General features: G+C 74.3%; 18 protein-coding genes. 8 read left to right on the forward strand and 10 right to left on the reverse strand.

Annotated elements, in window-relative coordinates; genetic code table 11:
- On the reverse strand, window positions 1–1,644 hold a 1,644-nt coding region (locus tag ACSMHG_RS15035; protein ID WP_435746538.1), incomplete at its 3' end, for a non-ribosomal peptide synthetase.
- A gap of 52 nt (window positions 1,645–1,696) precedes the next feature.
- On the reverse strand, window positions 1,697–3,763 hold the full coding sequence (locus ACSMHG_RS15040) for a SpoIIE family protein phosphatase (protein WP_435746540.1): 2,067 nt from the start codon (window positions 3,761–3,763) through the stop codon (window positions 1,697–1,699).
- Between the two features lie 174 nt (window positions 3,764–3,937).
- On the opposite strand from ACSMHG_RS15040, the gene ACSMHG_RS15045 reads away from it, so the two are divergent.
- Complete coding sequence (locus ACSMHG_RS15045) at window positions 3,938–5,077, forward strand: zinc-dependent alcohol dehydrogenase (protein WP_435746619.1); 1,140 nt, start codon at window positions 3,938–3,940, stop codon at window positions 5,075–5,077.
- Between the two features lie 13 nt (window positions 5,078–5,090).
- The gene (locus tag ACSMHG_RS15050) at window positions 5,091–5,654 is read left to right on the forward strand and encodes a hypothetical protein (RefSeq protein WP_435746542.1); all 564 of its coding nucleotides are present in this window, start codon (window positions 5,091–5,093) and stop codon (window positions 5,652–5,654) included.
- Between the two features lie 6 nt (window positions 5,655–5,660).
- Here ACSMHG_RS15050 and ACSMHG_RS15055 read toward each other — a convergent pair whose 3' ends face one another.
- A complete protein-coding gene (locus ACSMHG_RS15055) occupies window positions 5,661–6,413 on the reverse strand; it encodes an AfsR/SARP family transcriptional regulator (protein ID WP_435746544.1) in 753 nt (250 codons plus the stop codon).
- A 233-nt stretch (window positions 6,414–6,646) separates the two neighbouring features.
- On the opposite strand from ACSMHG_RS15055, the gene ACSMHG_RS15060 reads away from it, so the two are divergent.
- Window positions 6,647–7,564 carry a manganese catalase gene (locus tag ACSMHG_RS15060; protein WP_435746546.1) on the forward strand — a complete coding sequence of 306 codons (918 nt, stop codon included), beginning with the start codon at window positions 6,647–6,649 and terminating at the stop codon, window positions 7,562–7,564.
- Window positions 7,565–7,574: 10 nt separating this feature from the next.
- The gene (locus tag ACSMHG_RS15065) at window positions 7,575–8,678 is read left to right on the forward strand and encodes a putative manganese transporter (RefSeq protein ID WP_435746548.1); all 1,104 of its coding nucleotides are present in this window, start codon (window positions 7,575–7,577) and stop codon (window positions 8,676–8,678) included.
- A 200-nt stretch (window positions 8,679–8,878) separates the two neighbouring features.
- Here the strand turns inward: ACSMHG_RS15065 and ACSMHG_RS15070 are convergent, their stop codons facing one another.
- The gene (locus ACSMHG_RS15070; RefSeq protein ID WP_435746550.1) at window positions 8,879–9,616 is read right to left on the reverse strand and encodes a hemerythrin domain-containing protein; all 738 of its coding nucleotides are present in this window, start codon (window positions 9,614–9,616) and stop codon (window positions 8,879–8,881) included.
- A gap of 53 nt (window positions 9,617–9,669) precedes the next feature.
- Entirely contained in the window at window positions 9,670–11,145 is a 1,476-nt protein-coding gene (locus tag ACSMHG_RS15075) for an RNB domain-containing ribonuclease (RefSeq protein ID WP_435746551.1), read from the reverse strand.
- An 18-nt stretch (window positions 11,146–11,163) separates the two neighbouring features.
- Here ACSMHG_RS15075 and yaaA point away from each other — a divergent pair, with 18 nt between their 5' ends.
- On the forward strand, window positions 11,164–11,943 hold the full coding sequence (gene yaaA / locus ACSMHG_RS15080; RefSeq protein ID WP_435746552.1) for a peroxide stress protein YaaA: 780 nt from the start codon (window positions 11,164–11,166) through the stop codon (window positions 11,941–11,943).
- Window positions 11,944–11,958: 15 nt separating this feature from the next.
- On the opposite strand, the gene ACSMHG_RS15085 is transcribed toward yaaA, so the two are convergent.
- The 3 genes from ACSMHG_RS15085 to ACSMHG_RS15095 are packed head-to-tail and all read right to left on the reverse strand — an operon-like array spanning window position 11,959 to window position 15,096.
- A complete protein-coding gene (locus tag ACSMHG_RS15085; RefSeq protein ID WP_435746553.1) occupies window positions 11,959–13,212 on the reverse strand; it encodes a bifunctional RNase H/acid phosphatase in 1,254 nt (417 codons plus the stop codon).
- Complete coding sequence (locus tag ACSMHG_RS15090) at window positions 13,209–13,952, reverse strand: zinc ribbon domain-containing protein (protein ID WP_435746621.1); 744 nt, start codon at window positions 13,950–13,952, stop codon at window positions 13,209–13,211. Before ACSMHG_RS15090 ends, ACSMHG_RS15085 begins: the two co-directional genes overlap by 4 nt.
- A 25-nt stretch (window positions 13,953–13,977) precedes the next feature.
- On the reverse strand, window positions 13,978–15,096 hold the full coding sequence (locus ACSMHG_RS15095; RefSeq protein WP_435746555.1) for a Nif3-like dinuclear metal center hexameric protein: 1,119 nt from the start codon (window positions 15,094–15,096) through the stop codon (window positions 13,978–13,980).
- Between the two features lie 54 nt (window positions 15,097–15,150).
- On the opposite strand from ACSMHG_RS15095, the gene ACSMHG_RS15100 reads away from it, so the two are divergent.
- Window positions 15,151–15,462: an antibiotic biosynthesis monooxygenase family protein gene (locus tag ACSMHG_RS15100; protein WP_435746557.1), complete on the forward strand. Its 312-nt coding sequence runs from the start codon at window positions 15,151–15,153 to the stop codon at window positions 15,460–15,462.
- 16 nt (window positions 15,463–15,478) lie between these two features.
- Here ACSMHG_RS15100 and ACSMHG_RS15105 read toward each other — a convergent pair whose 3' ends face one another.
- A complete protein-coding gene (locus ACSMHG_RS15105; protein WP_435746559.1) occupies window positions 15,479–17,008 on the reverse strand; it encodes an AMP-binding protein in 1,530 nt (509 codons plus the stop codon).
- A gap of 108 nt (window positions 17,009–17,116) precedes the next feature.
- Between ACSMHG_RS15105 and ACSMHG_RS15110 the strand changes: the two genes are divergently transcribed.
- Window positions 17,117–18,223: a baeRF2 domain-containing protein gene (locus ACSMHG_RS15110; RefSeq protein WP_435746561.1), complete on the forward strand. Its 1,107-nt coding sequence runs from the start codon at window positions 17,117–17,119 to the stop codon at window positions 18,221–18,223.
- 4 nt (window positions 18,224–18,227) lie between these two features.
- Entirely contained in the window at window positions 18,228–19,118 is an 891-nt protein-coding gene (locus tag ACSMHG_RS15115) for a glucose 1-dehydrogenase (RefSeq protein ID WP_435746563.1), read from the forward strand.
- A gap of 59 nt (window positions 19,119–19,177) precedes the next feature.
- Here the strand turns inward: ACSMHG_RS15115 and ACSMHG_RS15120 are convergent, their stop codons facing one another.
- Window positions 19,178–19,528 carry a DUF8129 domain-containing protein gene (locus ACSMHG_RS15120; RefSeq protein ID WP_435746565.1) on the reverse strand — a complete coding sequence of 117 codons (351 nt, stop codon included), beginning with the start codon at window positions 19,526–19,528 and terminating at the stop codon, window positions 19,178–19,180.
- Between the last annotated feature and the right edge of the window lie 94 nt (window positions 19,529–19,622).

Consider the following 19,622-nt stretch of genomic DNA (forward strand, 5'->3'; position numbering starts at 1 on the left):
CGCGCCGAGCCGGCGGGCCGGGCCGCCCCGCCCCGCGGGGGGGGGGGGGCCGCCCCCCCCCCCCCGCGACCGGGTCTCCTCCAGCTGCGCCACGGTCTGCAGGTGCCACTGGGCGGGCAGCTCACCGAGGAGCTGCTCCAGGCGCACCGACGCCTCGACGTACGACAGGGAGTCGCCGCCGAGCGAGACGAAGGTGTCGTCCGGCGCCACCGCGTCGCGGCCGAGGACAAGCGCGAACGTGTCGGCGACACCGACCGGGGCGGCGTCCTCGGCGCGGGCGGCCGCGGCGAGCGACCGGACCGTCGCGGTGTCGACCTTGCCGCTGGGCAGCCGCGGCAGGTCGGCGACGGTGACCACGGCGACGGCGACCGGGGGCAGCCCGGTCGCGCCGGCGACCCGCGCGGCGACCCGCCGCAGGACGCCGCGTTCCCCGACTCCCTCGACGGCGACGAAGAGCCTCGCGTCGTCGGAGGTGCAGCATGCCGTGAGGCCGTCGTCCGCGAGCAGCTGCTCGACGCGCTCGAGGTCGACGCGGAGCCCGAAGACCTTGGCGAACCGGGCGGCCCGCCCGACGACCTCCACCAGGCCCGCGGCGTTGACCCGCGCCAGGTCGCCGGTGCGCAGCTCGACGGTCTCCCGGCCACGCGCGAGGTCCGCAGGCGAGGCGGCGTACCCCAGCATGACGTTGGGGCCGGCGTACACCAGCTCGCCCACCTCGCCCTCAGGCGCGTCCACCCGAAGCGATCCGCCGGGGATCGCGACGCCCACCGCTGCCGGGTGCGCGTGCGCCAGGTCGGGCGGGAGGTAGGCCATCCGGGCGGTCGCCTCCGTCTGGCCGTACATGACGAAGAGGTCGAAGCCACGACGCTGCCCCAGCTCGGCGAAGCGCCGGACGCGCTCGGCAGGCATCCGCCCCCCGGCCTGCGTCAGGTAGCGCAGCGACGGCACCGACCGGTCCGCGAAGCCGGCCCGCTCCAGCTGCTCGAACGTGTAGGGGACGCCCGCGATCGAGGTGACGCCGTGACGGTCCACCGCCTCCCAGAAGCAGGCGTCGACGACCGAGAGGTCGCTCAGCAGCACCGCCGCGCCGCGGAGCAGGTGGCTGTGGAGCACCGAGAGGCCGTAGCAGTAGTGCAGCGGCATCGTCGTGACGGCGACATCGCTGTCCCGGACGGCGAGGTACTCCGCGATCGACTCGGCGTTCGCCTGCACGCCGGCGGCGCCGAGCCGGACCAGCCGCGGCGAGCCCGTGGTGCCGGAGGTCGAGAGCAGCAGCGAGAGGTCGGGGTGCAGCTCGTGCGCCGAGCCGGTCCGTCGCTCCTCCACGCCCCCGGCCCGGACCACCACGTCGGGGTCGTACGCCGCGACGAGCGCGTCCACGCCCTCGTCGCTGTCGGCGGCCAGGAGGACGACGTGGTCGCCCGCCAGCGCGCCCAGGTGGGCGGTGACCGTGTCGACGTCGTTGCGGGCGGAGACGAGCACCAGGCGGCGGGCCCGGCCGAGCGAGTCGGCGAACCCGCTGACCCGCTCCGCGAGCTCGGTGTAGGTCAGCGCGCCCCGGTCGGTCAGCAGCGCCGGCCGGTCCCCGTGCGCCGCCAGGCGTCCGGCGAAGGCCACGCCGCGAGGAAGCTGCTCGACCGTCATGGAGCGATGATAAGGCTTGGCTAACCTCAGTTGCTAACCTCAGTTGCTGACCTCAGCTGCGACGATCGGCCCGGAGCCGGACGGCGACGAGGGCGACGTCGTCGTCGCGCTGGACCGGCACCATCCGCTGCAGCAGCCGGTCGCAGAACGCCTCGAGGTCGGCGGGCCCCGCAGCGAGCTCGCCGAGGGTCCGGGCCAACAGGGCGAGGCCCACGTCGATCGACTGGCCCCGGCGCTCGACCAGGCCGTCGGTGTAGAGCAGGACGGTCGAACCGGGAGGCAGCGCCACCGTGCTCTCGGTGCGTGGCACCTGGGGATGGAGGCCGAGCAGCAGCCCGGCCTCGTCCTCGGCCAGGAAGCGCACCTCGCCCCGGGCGTCGAAGACCGCCGGTGGCGGGTGGCCGGCGTTGGACCACCGCAGCGTCGTGGGACCCGGTCCACCGACTCCCTCCAGCCGCACCACCGCCGCGGTGGCGGTCGTGGCGATCTCGAGGGTCTCCATGGCCTCGTCCACCCCGCGCAGGACCTCGGCGGGACCGTCGCCGGTGTGCACGGCGATGCCTCGCAGCAGGTTCCGCACCTGTCCCATCGCCGCCGCAGCGGCCGCGTCGTGCCCGACGACGTCACCGATCGCCAGCACCGTGGAGCCGTCCCGCTGCGTGAAGGCGTCGTACCAGTCGCCGCCCACCTGGGCGGCCTCCGACGCCGCCTCGTAGCGGACCGCCACCTCCACGTCCGCGCTGGTGGCCGGGGAGCTCATCATGCTCCGCTGCAGGCCCTCGGCGAGGTCGCGCTGCTCGCCGTACAACCGTGCGTTGTCGACGTGGAGGCCGGCCCGCGAGGCGACCTCCACCACCAGCTCCAGCTCGTCGTCGCCGAGCGGCTGCCGGTCCGGGCCGCGGAACAGCGAGAGGAGCCCGACCGTGCGGTCCCGGCCGTGCAGCGGCACGATCGCCGCCGAGGCGGGGCCGAGGACTCCCACCAGGTCCCGCGCCTCGCCCGGCACCAGCACCTCCTCGATGGCACGGGTGGCGTCGGCCTCGACGAGCAACGGAGAACCGGCACCGAGCGCCCGGGCGACGAAGGAGGTGTCGGTCAGCGACGGGATCCGGCGTTGCGCGTACCGGTCGAGGGTGCTGCGGAGCGCGGGGTCGCGGTGCCAGCAACCCACGTCCCGCAGGCGCGCGCGCCAGTCGGACGGGCCGTCGCTCGCGACGAGCGTCACCAGGCACCAGTCGGCGAGCTCGGGAACCAGCACCTGCGCCAGTCGACCCACGCCCTCGTCGGGTTCGAGCGGACGGGTGAGCGCCTCGGCGACGTCAGCCATCAACGCCGAGCGTCGGGCCTCCCGGGCGAGCAGCACCTGGGCGGCGTGCCGGTCGGTGACGTCGTTGAAGTAGACCGACAGGCCGTCGGCCGAGGGCCAGGCGCGCACCTCGAACCACGCATCGAGCGGGGGCGGGTAGTAGGCGTCGAAGGAGACCGGCTCCCCCGTCTCCACCGCGCGTCGGTAGTGGTGCTCGAAGTCGCTGCCGCGCGCCTCGGGGAAGAGGTCCCAGACGTTGCCACCGGTCAGTCGGGTCCCGACCCCGCCGAGGAGCTCCTCGGCCTTGCGGTTGACGTAGCCGAAGCGCCAGCTCCGGTCGAGGTGGATGAACGCGGTCGGCATCGCCTCGAGCACCCGGGTGACCCGCGCCTCGCTGCTCTGCACCGCGGTGTCGTCGAAGGCCGTGCCCAGCAACCGCCCAGCCGTGCCGTCGGGGCCGGGGTACGCCCGTCCGCGCGCCACCACCCAGCGCGGCTCCGCGTCGGGCACCAGCACGCGGTACTCCGCGGCGTAGGCCCCGCAGGTGGCCAGGGCGGCGTCGATCGCCGCCCTCACCCGCGGCAGGTCCTCGGGGTGGACGGCCGCGTGGAAGTGCTCGATGGTGCCACCGAACTCGGCCGCGTCGAGGCCGAAGATGTCGAGCAGGCGCTCGTCGTAGACCAGGCGCCCGGTGACGAGGTCCCAGTCGAAAGTGCCGACGCCGCCTGCCTCGAGTGCCAGGCGCCACCGGTCGCTGCCGTCCTTGCTCCCACCCTCGCGGGCCGGCCCAGGGACGGTCGGGCGCTCTGCCACACGGCTCCTCGGGTGCTCGTTGAGACCCGAGCCTCCCATGTCCCCCACGCCTTCCGCACGTCAATGGACGAACCGGGGTTCGGCCAGCCGAGCGAGCGCGGTGGGTCTGGCTGCCGCGGATGGGGGTACCCGGCAGTGCTGCCACCCCCGGAGACAGGAGACGCCGTGCGCGCCATGGTCTACCGCGGCCCGTACCGGGTGCGCGTGGAGGAGAAGGACATCCCCCGCATCGAGCACCCGAACGACGCCATCATCCGCGTCCGGCTCGCCGCGATCTGCGGCTCCGACCTGCACCTGTACCACGGGATGATGCCGGACACCCGGGTCGGCCACACCTTCGGCCACGAGTTCATCGGCGAGGTGCACGAGGTCGGTCCGTCGGTGCGCGACCTCCAGGTCGGGGACCGGGTGATGGTGCCGTTCAACGTCTACTGCGGGTCCTGCTTCTTCTGCGCCCGTGGCCTCTACTCGAACTGCCACAACGTGAACCCGAACGCCACCGCGGTCGGTGGCATCTACGGCTACTCCCACACCTGCGGCGGGTACGACGGCGGGCAGGCCGAGTTCGTGCGGGTGCCTTTCGCCGACGTCGGTCCCTCCGTGATCCCCGACTGGCTCGACGACGAGGACGCGTTGCTGATGACCGACGCGCTCTCGACCGGGTACTTCGGCGCGCAGCTCGCCGAGATCGAGGAGGGCGACGTGGTGGCCGTGCTCGGCGCCGGGCCGATCGGGCTCTACGCCGCCCGGAGCGCCTGGCTCATGGGGGCGGGCCGCGTGGTCGTGATCGACCAGCTGCCCGAGCGCCTGGAGAAGGCCCGCACCTTCGCGCACGCCGAGACCCTCGACTTCAGCGAGGTCCGGGACGTCGTCGTCGAGATGAAGCGGATGACCGACCACCTGGGCTTCGACCGGGTCATCGAGGCGGTGGGGGCCGAGGCGGACGGCAACCTGACCCAGCACCTCACCTCCGCCCGGTTCAAGATGCAGGGCGGCTCACCGGTCGCGCTCAACTGGGCCATCGACGGCGCCCGGAAGGGCGGCACCATCTCCGTCATGGGCGCCTACGGACCGATCTTCAGCTCGGTGAAGTTCGGGGACGCGCTCAACAAGGGCCTCACGCTGCGGATGAACCAGTGCCCCGTGAAGCGGCAGTGGCCCCGCCTGCTCGAGCACATCCGCAACGGCTACTTCAAGCCCAACGACATCGTCACCCACCGGTTCCCGCTCGAGGAGATCGCGGAGGCGTACCACGTCTTCTCGGCGAAGCTCGACGGCTGCATCAAGCCGGTGATCGTCACGGACGCCGGCTGAGGAAGGACCCGCCATGCCGTACACACCGCAGAAGCCCCCGCTCCCCGAGACCCCCGAGCAGCTGCGGGCCCGCATCCCCGGGTGGGGTGCGGACCTCGATCCGGCCGATCGGCCGGCGGTCCCGCAGGAGCGGTTCGACCCCTCGGCCAGCGGAGCCCACTGGGACCTCCCCGAGCAGCAGCCCGAGCGCGAGCCCCGCGAGCGCTCGATCGAGCACGCCCGCCTCACCCCCGTCTTCGGGACGACGCTGCCGCCCCGGGGCCTCTCCGGTGCCGTACGGCGCTACGCCTACCGCCGCCACGGCGAGGGCAAGGCCGCCCACTGGCTGCTGCTGATCGCCGCCGACCGCATCGACGTCGCCGAGCACGTGGTCCGCTCCTTCGCGACCACCCGTCCCGACAACCCGCTGACGCAGACGGGGATCAAGGCCGAGGTCACCCACGGTGGGCTGCGCTCCCGCCGAGGTGGCCGACCCGACGTCCGCCACCACCTGCTCGATCCCGTGGTCAACGGGGCGCCGTGGCTGGCGGGCGCCGCGGCGGTCGCGTACGCCGCCCGGCGCGCGATCCGCTCCTGACCGGCCTCAGCCGCGCTCGATCGGGCGGCCCAGCATCGGGCCGACCAGGCGCCGGATCACCGGCGACGGGCTGAGACCGAGCTCGTCGGCGAGCAGCCGGCGGTAGTGTTCGTACTGGCGGAGGGCCTCGGCGTGGTTGCCCTCCGCGAGGTGCACCTCGACCACGCGTCGGTGGGCGCTCTCCCGCAACGGCTCGGCGCGCACCGCCTCCAGCGCGGCGGCGAGCGCCTCGGCGTACCGGCCCTGCTCGCGCAGCGCCTCCGCGCAGCGCTCGAGGGCGTGCAGCCGGAGCTGCCGGTAGGTCTCCCGCTCGATGTCGAGCCAGTCCTCGTGCCAGTCCGGCAGCAGGTCGGTGCGCCACACGCCGGGCCGCACGAGCGCCCCGTTGCCCTCGCCCCGCGCCAGCGCCCCGGCAGCCTCCTCCGACTCCCACAGGTCCACGTGCACGTCGGGTCCGAGCCGCACGGCCGTCGAGGTGCACTGGACCAGGGTGCGCCCGCGAGGCCGGGGCAGCCGCCACAGGACGGTGCGCAGGCTGGCCGCCGCGCGCTCCGGCTCCTTGTCGGCCCACATCCGCTCGGCGAGCGAGCCGCGCGGCGCCCGCGCCCGCCGGTGGATCACCGCCAGCTGCGCGACCAAGCGCTGCGCGGGCCGGGCGAGGGACAGCTCGTCGGAGCCGAAGTGGAGCGCGAAGCCGCCGAGCAACGACAGGCGCAGCGCCGGCGCCGGATGCGGTCCTGAGCTGAGCGTCCCCTCCACGGAAGTTAGGTTCCCCTGCCCCGGCTCTCCAACCCCCTCTTAGGGGTGAGCGCCACGCGGCTGGTGACGCGACTGTGACGCCACCGACACGCCTCGGGACACGCGAGGGGCGCGGCCCCGGCGACGCCGGCGTCGGCGCGGCGGCCGACGCCAGGGCCCACGAACCGGTCACGACCGGCCCCGAGGGTGGTGTCACCGGGTGCGGCAGGCGCACCCTCGACGGAAGGCGCGGAATGTTCGCACACACCAAGCAGCTGCAGTACGACGTCAAGCCGGACCGGCCGGACGCCATGTTCGCCGCGAAGCTCCAGGAGGTCGTCGGCGGTCAGTTCGGTGAGATGACCGTGATGATGCAGTACCTCTGGCAGGGCTGGAACTGCCGGATCCCCGGCAAGTACAAGGACATGATCCTCGACATCGGCACCGAGGAGATCGGCCACGTCGAGATGCTGGTGACCCTGATGGCCCGGCTGCTCGAGGGGGCCCCCTCGGAGACGCAGGCCGAGGCCGCCGCCGCCAACCCGGCGCTCGCCGCCGTGCTCGGCGGCCAGAACGTCCAGCACGCGATCGTCACCGGCGGCGCCGCGATGCCCACCAACAGCCAGGGTGTCCCGTGGAACGGCGGCTACATCGTGGCCAGCGGGAACCTCCTGGCCGACTTCCGCAGCAACGTCGCGGCCGAGGCGCAGAGCCGGCTGCAGACCGCGCGGCTCTACAACATGACCGACGACCCGGGCGTCAAGGACACCCTGCAGTTCAACCTCGCCCGCGACACCTTCCACCAGCAGCAGTGGCTGCTCGGCATCGAGCAGCTGATCGAGGACGGCTACACCGACGGCATCGAGGACTCGCTGTCGGAGGAGGAGAAGACCGGGCCGGGCCACACGTTCTACCACTTCACGGCCGACAGCAAGGCCGGCGAGGGGCGGTGGGCGCAGGGCACCACGCTGATCGGCGACCACGAGATCCAGTACGAGCCCGGGCTGCCCCTCACCGACGACCTGCAGGAGATCCCCGCCCCCGACCCGCTGCTGCACGCGACGTACGACGGCAGCAAGGGGCCCGGCAAGCCCGGCAACGCCGCCGGTGCGTACGGCCAGGGCGCGGAGAACGTGCTGAGCAAGGCCAAGGAGAAGCTCACCGGCGAGTGAGCGGACGACCATGACCGAGCTCCTGCTGCGTCCCCTCGCCGACGCGTTCATGACCGTCGGGGTGTTCGTCGCGCTCCTGGTCGTGCCCTTCGGCTGGGCGCGCCACCGGTGGGGCCACCGGATGGATGCCGCTCTCGAGCGGCACCAGCGGTGGGGCCCGCTGCTGGCCGCCCTCCTGACGGTGCCGCCGGGGTGCGGCGGCGCGATCGTCGTCATGTCGGTCTACGCCCGCGGCGCGGTGAGCTTCGGGGCGGCCGTCGCCGCACTGGTGGCCACCATGGGCGATGCCGCGTGGGTGCTCCTCGCAGCGGAGCCGGTCCTGACCCTGCAGCTGAAGGTCCTGCTCGTCGTCACCGGCGCGGTGACGGGCTACGTCGTCGACGCGGTGGGCATCGCCCCGCGGCGTCGTGCCGACGCACCCGTCCCCGCGCCGACGGCGGCCCCGGCCGCCCCTCTCCCGGCGGCACCCGGACCGTCCCTGCGGCCGCGCCCCACCGTGCTGCTCGAGGCCGGCACCCTGCCGGCCTTGATGTGGCTGGTGCTGGGCGCCGGCGCGACCGTCAGCCTGCCCGTCACCTTCCAGGTCCTCGACCCGGCCGCCCTCGGGGAGCCGCTGCTCGGCGGCGTCGACCCGTACCTGGCCGTCGGCCTGGTGGGGACCGTGCTGGCCGTCGGCTTCTTCGTCCGCAACGGGTGCAAGGTCGCCGACGACACCTTGACCGGCGAGCCCAGCTCCATGGGACAGGTGCTCGCCAAGGGAGCCGACGAGATCTCCTTCGTCACGGTGTGGGTCGCCGTCGCGTACGTCGCGTGGTCGCTTCTCACCCACCTCACCGGGTTCGACGGCTCCCAGCTGCCGCTCCTGGGCATCGCCGGCGTCGTGGTCGGTGCCCTCATCGGGCTGATCCCCGGCTGCGCCGTGCAGATCGTCTTCTGCGGCATCTTCCTGGCCGGAGGCATGCCGCTGTCCACCCTCGTCGCGAACATGACCAGCCAGGACGGCGACGCCCTCATCCCGCTCCTGGCCCTCGAGCACCGCTCCGCCCTCGTGGCGACGGTGCTGACGACCGTCCCGGCGCTGCTCGTCGGCTCGGCCCTGCTCGTCCTGTCCTGATCCGGCCCCTCGTCGATTCCTGGGGCCTTCCCTGAAGCACTGCCCTCCGAGGAGGAACGATGTCCGTCACTCCCCTGTCCACGACGCAGCTGCACCTGCTGCTCGCCCTGCTCGCCGCCGTCGCGGGAGCCGTGAGCAGCACCGGCGCCGGCCTGGTCGCCGGCGCCGCCGCTGCCCTCGCGGCGACCAGCGTCATGGCCCTACGCGCGTGGGTCCTCCACGTGGGTGCTGGCGTCCTCGCCGACCCGCAGCGGGGCGAACCGCTCGATCCGGCCGGCGACGCCGGCCAGCGTCTGGCTCACGCGGCGTAGCCGCTCGGCGTCCGGCCCTGCAGCCCGCTCCGACCGGTGGTCGACCACGTCTCGCGCGCGGTCGATCACGGTCAGCGGCACGCCGGCCAGGGCGTTCCCGGGGGGCCGTCGGGCGACGGTCGGGTGCGGCCTGGTCGGCGCCGTGCGGCGTACCGCCTCCCAGGCGAGGCCGAGCGCCCGCAGCTGCGCGACGCCGACCGCGGCCTGGAGCCGCGGGAGCAGCTCGTCCTCCTCGTCGCGGGCGTCCTCGCGGAGGACCTCCGCGAGGCGCTCGAGGAGCCGCCGGCGCTCGGCGGGGTCGAGGTCGTGGTCCCGGTCGTCGCGCTCGAGCCGGACGACGAGGTGGTTGACCTCCTGGTGCTCCTGCTCCACCTGGAGGGTCAGCGCCTCGCCCTCCTCGCGCGGGAGGATGCGGCGCAGCACCGGCCACAGCACGGACTCCTCGGCGAAGGCGTGCGGGAAGACCAGCCGGTTGAGCTCCCGCAGCACCGCCCGCTGCCCGGCACCGCTGCTGTCGAGGAGCGCCTCGAGGAGCTCCTCGAGGCGGGCATGGTCGCGGCGCTGGCGGTGCAGGACGCTCCAGCGCCCACCGAGCTCGTCCACGGTCTGGTCGGCGATGCTCCTCATGCCGAGATGGGTACCCGTGTTCCGCCGGGTCCAGCCGGTGGTCCAGCCGGCGTTCAGCCGCCGGTTCCGCCCGCCCCGACGTCCTCGACCAGCTCGAAGGCCACCCGCCGGGTGGCCGGGTCTGCCTCGACGAGGCGGACGCGGACCTCCGTGCCGAGCGGCAGGTCGGTGACCGAGGTGGCCCGGGCCTCGACGGCCGGCTCGCGGAGGACGACGTCACCCGCCTGGAGGTCCTCGTCGACGTCCACGACGACGGCGGTGAACTCCTCGCCCACCCGGGGTGCGAGCAGTCCCGCCTCGACGAGGTCGAGGATCGCGCCCTCGTAGCGGCTCGCCCGCTGGCCCGAGCTCTGCATCAGCCCCGGCAGCTCGGGGAGCCGTTCGCGCACCCACCCCGGCACCTCCTCGCCGGCGCAGAGGGCCAGGCAGACCTCGCCGGCGTACCGGTCGGCCAGGCGCCGCAGCGGTGCGGTGACATGGGCGTACTCCGAGGCCAGCGCCGCGTGCTGGGCGTCGGCGGGCACCTCGCCGTCGAAGGCGACGTAGCCGCTGCCGCGCAGCAGCCGGGTGCAGGCCACCACCATCGCGGCGTGGTGGGGCAGCGTCGGGTCGAGCGATCGGACCAGGTCGCCGTAGAGCTGCTCGGCCGGCCACTCGATGCCGAGCGCGCGAGCCGTCCGGTGCAGCCGCTGGACGTCGCGCGGGTCCGGCGGCGGGAGGGTGCGCAGCAGGCCCACCTGGGCGTAGACCATGAGCGAGGCGGCGGCGAAGCCGGTCAGCAGCGAGATCTGGGCGTTCCACTCCTCGACGGGCAGCTGTCGGCGGAAGGCCAGGTCCCAGCGGTCCCCGTCGACGACCACCTCCTGCTCGGGCAGGGGGAGGCTGACGCCACCGCGCGCGGCCTCCCGGGCCAGGCGGAGGGTCCCCACCTCACGCAGCAGCTCGAGGGTCGCTCCCGCGGTCCCCTCCTCGAGCGCGGTGTGGGCCTGCTCGTAGGAGAGCTGCGCCCGCGACCGGACGCGGGCCCGCTCGACGGTCACCTCGGTCCCCTCGCCCTCGGCGTCGACGCGGATGGTCCACAGCAGCGCGGGACGGACCTGGTCCGGCAGCAGCGAGCCGGCGTCCTCGGAGATCACCTTCGGGTGGAGCGGGATCTTGGAGTCCGCGCCGTAGAGGGTCTGGCCGCGTCGCCGCGACTCGACGTCGACCGGGTCGCCCGGTGTGAGGAACGCGTGCAGGTCGGCGATCGCGTAGTGGACGACGTAGCCGTCGCCGTCGCGCGCGATGTGCAGCGCCTGGTCGAGGTCGCGCGCCGACGGCGGGTCGATGGTGACGAACGGCAGGTCCGTCCGGTCCAGGTCCGGCAGTCGGGGTGCCGCGGCAGCCGCCGCCGCGGCCTCCTCCACCTCGGGCGGGAAGTCCGGCGTCACGCCGATCTCGGCGCGGATCGCCTCGATCCCGCCGCGCAGGCGCTCGGCGGCCACCCCCTCGTGCCTCGTGCGGACCCGGACCACGCGGTTGCTCGGCATGCCCCGTACCTTAGGCCGGTGCTGATCCTGCTCCCGCCGAGCGAGGGCAAGACCGCCCCGCGCCGTGGCGCGCCGCTCGACCTGGACGCCCTCTCCTCCCCCGTGCTGCGACCGGCGCGGGAGCGGGTGCTGGCCGCGCTCGTCGGCCTCTGCTCCGGTGACGCCGCGGAGGCCGCGACGGTCCTCGGCCTGGGGCCGTCCCAGGCCGAGCTCGTCGAGCGCAACGCGCTGCTCCGCGACGCCGCGACCGCCCGAGCCGAGCGGGTCTACAGCGGCGTGGTCTACGACGCGCTGGACCCCGCGACCCTCAGCGCGGCGGCCAAGAGGCGCGCGGCGTCGCGGGTCGCGGTGGTCTCCAGCCTCTTCGGGATGGTGCGGCTGGGTGACCGGATCCCGGCGTACCGGCTCTCGGGCGATGCGGTCCTGCCGGGGCTGGGCCCGGTGGCCGCCGTCTGGCGGGAGGCGCTCGGCCCGGCGGTCGTGGACCGGCTCGGCCGTGGGCTCCTCGTCGACCTCCGGAGCAGCACCTACGTCGCGTTCTGGCGGCCGACGCCCGACGTCGCGGCGCGGACTGCCTCCGTGCGCGTGCTCCACGAGGTCGACGGTGCCCGGAAGGTGGTCAGCCACTTCAACAAGGCGACGAAGGGCCGGATCGTCCGAGCGCTGCTCGAGGACGGCCGGGACCCGCGCACGCCGGCCGCCCTCGCCGACCTGCTCCGCGAGCTGGGCTGGACCGTCGAGGTCGGGGAGCCGACCGCCCGCGGCACGCTGCTCGACGTGGTCGTCAGCGAGCTCTGACCGGGGCCCGGCCGCTCACCAGCGGCCGAGCTCCTCCACGAGGTCGTTGCCCGGCGGCAGGGCGTTGAACAGCCGCATCGACCCCCGGCGGCCCTCCGGTGCCGCCCGGTCGGGGAAGAAGGACAGCACGGTCACCGACGCGGGGGTGAGCTCCATGCGGAACACCGCGTCCAGCGGGGCGCCCACGGCGTGCGAGACGAGGGTCTTGATCGGCGTCACGTGGCTCACCACGACCACCGTGCGGCCGGCGTGGTCGGCGAGGACCCGCTCGAGCCCGGCGAGGACCCGGTCCTCGACGGCGCGGAACGACTCGCCTCCGCCGGCGGCGACGTCGAGGGACCCCAGCCAGGCGTCCAGGCCCTCGCGGTCACGCTCGGACACCTCCGCGAAGGTCAGCCCGTCCCACGAGCCGAACTCCATCTCGGCGAAGGCGGGCTCCTCCTCGAGGGGGCGGCCCAGCACCTCGGCGAGGATGTCCGCCGACTCCCGCGTGCGGCGCACCGGGCTGGCGACCACGACGTCGACCCGGTCGGCGATCGGTCGCAGCCACTGTGCCGTGGCCCGGACCTGGGCGCGGCCCTCCGCGCTGAGCCCGGGGTTCGCGCTGGCGAGGCCGCCGGAGAACCTCTTCTCCTTGGTGTGGGCGGTGACGCCGTGCCGGACGAGCACCAGCGTCGTCGGTCCGCCCGCGTCCGGGGACCAGCCGCGCGCCTGCGCCTGCATGGCGGCCGGACGGTCGCCGGCGGCCGCGGCGGCGGGACTCTCGATCTCCTCGATCAGCGAGTCCTCGTCCGGATCGCCGGAGGAGCCGCCCGTCGAGGCCACGGTCACGCCCGACCGCTTGCCGTCGAGCGCCTCGTTGGCGAGCCGGTCGGCGTGCTTGTTCCGCTCCCGCGGCACCCAGGTGTACGTCGTGCCGAACGGCGCGAGCCGGTTCGCCTCGGCGGCCAGCGGGCGCATGTCCGGGTGCTTGATCTTCCAGCGGCCCGACATCTGCTCGACCACGAGCTTGGAGTCCATCCGGACCTCGATGTCGGCCTCGGGCGCATGCTCCTCGGCGAGCCGCAGGCCGGCGATCAGGCCGGAGTACTCCGCCACGTTGTTGGTGGCGCGGCCGATCGTCGTGCCGTCCTCGGCGATGACCTCGCCGGTGTCGGCGTCCTTGAGCACCGCGCCGTACGCCGCCGGCCCGGGGTTGCCCCGGGACCCGCCGTCGGCCTCGATGACGACGCGGCGCGCGCCGGCGCCCCGACCACCAGCCGCGCTCACAGCCCGGACTCGGGCGTGCGCACCAGGATGCGGGAGCACTCCTCGCAGCGGACCACCTGGTCGGCCGGCGTCTTCTTGATGACGGCGAGCTCGGCGTTGTCGAGGGTGAGCCGGCAGCCGGTGCACTGGCGCGTGCGGAGCTCGGCCGCACCGACTCCGCCCTTGGCGGCGCGCAGCTTGTCGTAGAGCGCGAGCAGGTCGTCGGGCAGGCCCTCGACCGCGGGGCCGCGCTCAGCGTCCGCCTCCTGCAGGTCGGCGTCGATCTCGGCGAAGCGGCGATCCCGCTCGGCGCCCAGCGCGGCGAGCCGCTCGTCGTGGGCCGCGAGCTGCTCCTCGAGGTGGCTGAGCGCGCCCTGTGCCTCCTCGAGCCGCTCCATCACCTCGAGCTCGTCGTCCTCCAGGGACCGGACCCGGCGCTCGAGCGACTCCAGCTCGTGCTGCATGCGCTCCAGGTCCTTCGGGTTGGTGATCAGGCCCTGGTCCATCCGGTCCCGGTCCCGCGTGCGGCGGGCGCGCACGGACTCGACGTCGGCGTCGACCTTGGCCTGCTCGGCCACGAGGTCGTCGACGACGATCCGGGCGTCGCGGGCCTGGTCGTCGAGGGCCTGGCGGCTGCGCTGGAGGTCGGCGATCTCGGCGAGCTCGGGCAGGCGGGACCGCTGGTGGCGCAGCTGCTCGGCGCGGGAGTCGATCCGCTGGAGGTCGAGCAGCGCGAGCTGGGCGGCGGGGTCGGCTTTCAGGGCGTGCTCCTGGGTCTGGGGCGGGTCAGGCGCGGAAGGTCCACGGGTCGGTGCACGTGGTGCTCACGCGGGTGCCCACCGTATCGCCGATGGCCTCGCGGACCCGCCTCTCCACCACCGGCAGCCAGGTCCACTCCGCGGCCCAGTGCGCCACGTCCACCAGCGCCGGCCCGCCGTGCTCGAGGAACTCGCCGGCCGGGTGGTGACGCAGGTCGCTGGTCAGGTAGACGTCGGCGCCGCTGGCCCGCACCCGGTCGAGCAGGAAGTCCCCTGCGCCGCCGCACAGGGCCACCCGGCGCACCTCGCGGTCGGGGTCGCCGCCGACGCGGACACCGTGGGCCGTGGCGGGCAGCACCTCGGCGACGTGGCGGGCGAACTCACGGAGCGTGGTCGGGGCGACGTCGCCGATCCGCCCCGTCCCGGTGCCGCCGACGCCCGGGTCGACCACCTCGTATAGGTCGTAGGCCGGCTCCTCGTAGGGGTGGGCCGCCAGCAGCGCCCGCACGACCGCCGCGCGGCGGGCGCGCGGGAGGACCACCTCGACCCGCACCTCGTCGACGACCTCGGCACGGCCGACCTCGCCGATGGCCGGGTTCGCGCCGGGCAGCGGCCGGAACCGTCCCTCCCCCCGCACCGAGAAGGACGCCTGGTCGTAGTCGCCGATCCGGCCGGCGCCGGCGGCCGCCAGCGCCTCGCGCACGGTCCCGGCGTCCTCGACCGGGACGAAGACGGTGAGCTTGTCGACGGGTGCTGGCGGTGCTGTCAGGAGCGGCTCGGCGCCGGTGAGGCCCAGCGCACCCGCGAGCGCCTCCGAGACGCCGTCGACCGCCTGGTCGGCGTTGGTGTGCGCGGTGAGCAGGGCGCACCCCGCCTGCGCCAGCGTCGTGAGGGTGCGTCCCTTGGGGGTCGCGGTGGTGAACCCGTGCACCGGCTTGAGGAAGAGCGGGTGGTGCACGACCAGCAGGTCGGCGCCCCACTCGGCCGCCTCCTGTGCCACCTCGAGCGTCGGGTCGACCGCGAACAGCACCTTGCGGACCGGGGCCTCGAGGTCGCCGTGCACGAGTCCGACGGCGTCCCACCCCTCGGCGGTCTGCGGCGGGTACCACTCGTGCAACAGGTCGACGACGTCGTTCAGCGCGGGCACCGGTGCAGGCTAGCCCCATGGAGGCCGGCGGGTGGGCGCCCCTAGTCTCGCCCCATGCCCGTCGTGAAGATCAACGCCATCTCCGTCCCGCCCCAGGCGGGAGCCGAGCTCGAGAAGCGCTTCGCCGCCCGTGCCGGGACCGTCGAGGGGACCCCCGGTTTCCTCGGCTTCCAGCTGCTGCGCCCCGTCGCCGGCGAGGACCGGTACTTCGTCGTCACCCACTGGGAGGACGACGCCTCGTTCGAGGCGTGGCGCGACGGCGACGCCCGCGCCGCGCACGCCGGCGCCCCGGCGGGCGGGCCCGTCTCCTCCGGCGCCTCGCTGCTGGAGTTCGAGGTCGTCCTGGACGTCGGCCGCCCGGCCTGAGCCGAGGAGGCCCGGGTCAGTTGACCTGCCGGTCGCGTCCCTCCCAGTAGGGCGCCCGAAGCTTGAACTTCTGCAGCTTCCCGGTCGCGGTGCGGGCGAGCTCCTCACGGAGCTCCACGGACGTGGGCGCCTTGTAGCCCGCGGCCCGCGCCTTGCACCACGCGATGAGCTCCTCCTCGGTGGCCGAGGCGCCCGGAGCGAGGACGACGAGCGCCTTGATCGTCTCGCCCCACTTCTCGCTGGGGACGCCGATGACGGCGACCTCGGCGACCGCCGGGTGCGAGAAGAGCACGTCCTCGACCTCGATGGACGACACGTTCTCGCCGCCGGTGATGATGACGTCCTTCTTCCGGTCCGCGATCGTCAGGTAGCCGTCCTCGATGGTCCCCCCGTCGCCGGTGTGGAACCACCCGTCGGCGAGCGCCGCAGCCGTCTCCTCGGGCTGCTCCCAGTAGCCCTCGAGGACCACGTTCGAGCGGGCGAGCACCTCGCCGTCCTCGGCGGTGCGCAGGCGTACGCCGAGCGCCGGCGCGCCCGCGCGCACCAGCTTGGCGGCCCGCTCCTCCGCCGACAGCCCGTCCCACTCGGACCGGCTCCGGTTGACCGTCAGCAGCGGCGAGGTCTCGGTGAGCCCGTAGATCTGGATGAACTCCCAGCCCAGCTCCTCCTCGACCCGCGCGACCGTCCGAGTGGGTGGCGGGGCGCCGGCGACGATGATCCGCACGCGGTCGCGACCGGGCACCTCCCCCTCCCACGTGGCCAGGGCGTCGAGGACCGCCGCGACGACCGCCGGGGCGGCGCACATCACCGTCACCCCGTGGTCGCGCACGCGGCGCAGGATCTCCGTGCCGTCGATCTTGCGGATCACCACCTGCTTGATGCCCAGACCCGTGGTGACGAACGGCATCCCCCACCCGTTGGCGTGGAACATCGGCAGCGTGTGGAGGTAGACGTCGCGGTCGGTCAGGCCCGCGTGCAGGCCGAAGGTGAGCGCGTTGACCCAGATGTTGCGGTGCGTGATCTGCACCCCCTTGGGACGAGCGGTCGTCCCGGAGGTGTAGTTGAGGCAGGCGGTGGCGTTCTCGTCCGGCTCCCAGGGCCGCGGCTCGGTGCCGGCAGGCGCGTACAGGTCCTCGTCGTGGCCGAGCGTGTGGCGCAGCTCGGCGCGCACGCCGCCCAGCTCGTCCTCGAGCTCCGGGTCGACGTAGAGCGCGCGGGCACCGGAGTGCTCGACGATGTAGCGGACCTCCTCGGGCCGCAGCCGGAAGTTCACGGGCACGAGCACCCGGCCCGACCCCGCGACCCCGAAGAACGACGCCAGCAGCCGCGCGCTGTTGTGGCTCACCACCGCCACGCGCTCCCCGACCCCGACGCCGAGGGCGTCGAGCTTGGCCGCCTGCCGCGCCGCCAGGTCGGCGAGGTCCGCGTAGCTGAGCTCGCCCAGCGAGGGCGCCGGCTGGTGCGGCTCGTCGACCACGCCCGTCCGCTCGCCGTACACGAGGGCGGCGCGCTCGATGAAGTCGGAGATGCTGAACGGGACGAGCACGGGACCTCCGGTGGGTCGGCGAACGTGACGGGCGCCACTGTAGGCAACCGGCGTTGCCTCCCGGTTGCCTCCCGGTTGCTCCGGCGCGGGACGGGGAACAGGGCCGCCATGGACACCACCGACCTCAGCACCCTCAAGCAGGCGACCGGACCGTTCGCCACGGTCCTCGTCGACGTCAGCCACGGCACTGAGAGCGGCGACCAGGAGCACGGTCTCCGCGTCCGCGCCGCATGCGACCAGCTGCGCGAGCAGGGCGCCGGCGACGAGGTCGTCGACGCCGTCACCCGCAGCCTGATGGAGCCCACGGACCGGCCGGCGCCGGTCGGGCGTCTGGTGGTCGCCAACGCCGGTGGCGTCGTCCTCGAGGACGTCGCGTCGGTCCAGGTCGACCAGCCGGTCGCCACCTGGGCGCCGTTGCCGGACCTGGCGGCCTGGATCGAGCACCGCGACAGCACGGTCGCGTTCGTCCTCGCCCTGGTCGACCACACCGGCGGCAACGTCTCCATCCACACCTCCGACGTCCCCACGGCGCTCGAGGAGGAGGTCCTCGAGACCGACGGGCGTCGCGCCGACGACATCAACAAGGTCAGCGTCGGCGGCTGGGCGCAGGGGCACTACGAGACCCGGGCGGAGAACGCCTGGCGCGACAGCGCCGAGGAGGTCGTCGACGCGATCACCTCCCACGTGCGTGCGGGCCACCGCCTCGTGCTCCTCGCCGGCGACCCCACCTCCAAGGGCATGGTCCGCGAGCGCCTCGAGGACAGCCCCGCCGAGATCGTCGAGCTCGAGTCCGGCCAGCGTGCCGAGGACGGCGGCGACGAAGCGCTCCAGGAGGCGATCCGCTCGGCGCTGACCGACCACGTGGTGCAGCGCCGCCTCGCGCTGGTGCACGAGGTCAAGGAGCGCCTCGGCCGCGGCGAGTCCGTCGCGACCGGCGTGGACGACGTCGCGGACGCCTTCGTCCGCGGGCAGGTGGACACGCTCCTCCTCGACCCGGCGTCGGCGGCGGAGCTGGAGCTCGATCCGACCGCGTACCAGGGCCTGAGCCTCGGCGAGGGCCTGCCCGACGGTCCGCTCCGCGTCGACCAGGCGCTCGTGGCGGCCGCCGTCCTCACCGACGCAGCCGTGGCGGTGAGCCCCCGAGCCGCCCTCGGTGGCGAGCCGGTCGCCGCACTGCTGCGCTGGGACCAGGCCGCCGTCGGAAGCCAGGAGTGACGCGATGAGCGACGGACACGGCCGGCACGAGCAGCCCGACACCGAGGGCGAGCAGCTGCCTCCTCCGGGCTCACCGGACTCGGTCACCCCCGCCATGGGCGACGAGCCCGACCACGGCGAGGCGAGCTACCGCGGGAGCGGTCGCCTCCAGGACAAGGTCGCGATCGTCACGGGCGGCGACTCCGGGATCGGCCGTGCCGTCGCGCTCGCCTTCGCCCGCGAGGGCGCCGACGTCGTCCTGGCCTACCTCCCGGGCGAGGACGAGGACGGCCGGATCACCGCCCGCCTGGTGGAGGACGCCGGCCGGCGTGCCGTCACCGTCCCCTGCGACCTCACCTCCGAGGACGCCTGCCAAGAGCTGGTCGACCGCACCGTCGAGGCGTTCGGCCGGATCGACGTGCTCGTCAACAACGCGGCCTACCAGATGGCCCAGCCGGGCGGCATCGCCGACATCACCACCGAGCAGCTCGATCGCGTGTTCAAGACGAACCTCTACGCGATGTTCTGGCTGTGCCGGATGGCCCTGCCCCACCTCCGCGAGGGCTCGTCGATCATCAACACGACCTCGGTCCAGGCGTCCTCGCCCTCGGTCCCGCTCCTGGACTACGCGGCGACCAAGGCGGGGATCGCGAACTTCACCCGCGGCCTGGCGGGCCAGCTCGGCCAGCGGGGCATCCGCGTCAACGCCGTCGCGCCCGGGCCGATCTGGACACCGCTCATCCCGGCGACCATGCCGGAGGACATGGTCGAGGGGTTCGGCGAGTCGACGCCGCTGGGCCGGGCCGGCCAGCCGGCGGAGGTGGCACCGGCGTACGTGTTCCTGGCGTCCGCGGACGCCAGCTTCATCTCCGGGGAGGTCGTCGCCGTCACCGGCGGGAAGCCCGTCACCATCTGACGGGCCCCGGCCGGTGACGGCCGAGCGACCACCCAGCGACCACCCAGCGACGGCCCGCCTCAGCGACGCGGCTGGGCGGGGTTCGTCGGCACGCCCTGGGAGGGCGGGTTGATCGCGGGCTCCTCGGTCACGGCGGCACCGCCCTGGGAGTCCGCCCGTGGCGCGTGGTCCACCTCCGGCGCCTCGGCCATCGGGGACCCGCCGGACAGCGGCGCGCCGTCGCGGACGGCCGCGAGGCGGTTCTCCAGCAGCTGCACCACCTGCACGCGGTCCGCGTGGGCGCGCTCGTAGGCGAGCAGGGACTCCAGGGCGCCCGCGTCCAGGGAACGGATCCGGCCCTCGAGCGAGCCCACCGGCATGTGGTCGTAGTCGGGAAGGGGCAGCTGGTCATGGTGCGGCGCGTCGGCCACGGTCATCTCCTCGTCGTCGGGGACAGGTCCTGCCCGGGTACCCGCGGGCGGTCCCGACAACCTCATGAGAGACCTCTCATGCGGCTCTCACCCG

The organism is Nocardioides ureilyticus, assembly GCF_051280745.1.
Classification (GTDB): Bacteria; Actinomycetota; Actinomycetes; order Propionibacteriales; family Nocardioidaceae; genus Nocardioides.

Bases quoted from the DNA above. Each gene is read 5' to 3' on its own strand.
- ACSMHG_RS15045 (WP_435746619.1), top strand. From the start codon at position 3,938: ATGGTCTACCGCGGCCCGTACCGGGTGCGCGTGGAGGAGAAGGACATC.
- ACSMHG_RS15050 (WP_435746542.1), top strand. From the start codon at position 5,091: ATGCCGTACACACCGCAGAAGCCCCCGCTCCCCGAGACCCCCGAGCAG.
- ACSMHG_RS15060 (WP_435746546.1), top strand. From the start codon at position 6,647: ATGTTCGCACACACCAAGCAGCTGCAGTACGACGTCAAGCCGGACCGG.
- ACSMHG_RS15065 (WP_435746548.1), top strand. From the start codon at position 7,575: ATGACCGAGCTCCTGCTGCGTCCCCTCGCCGACGCGTTCATGACCGTC.
- ACSMHG_RS15070 (WP_435746550.1), bottom strand. From the start codon at position 9,616: ATGAGGAGCATCGCCGACCAGACCGTGGACGAGCTCGGTGGGCGCTGG.
- ACSMHG_RS15075 (WP_435746551.1), bottom strand. From the start codon at position 11,145: ATGCCGAGCAACCGCGTGGTCCGGGTCCGCACGAGGCACGAGGGGGTG.
- ACSMHG_RS15100 (WP_435746557.1), top strand. From the start codon at position 15,151: ATGCCCGTCGTGAAGATCAACGCCATCTCCGTCCCGCCCCAGGCGGGA.
- ACSMHG_RS15110 (WP_435746561.1), top strand. From the start codon at position 17,117: ATGGACACCACCGACCTCAGCACCCTCAAGCAGGCGACCGGACCGTTC.
- ACSMHG_RS15115 (WP_435746563.1), top strand. From the start codon at position 18,228: ATGAGCGACGGACACGGCCGGCACGAGCAGCCCGACACCGAGGGCGAG.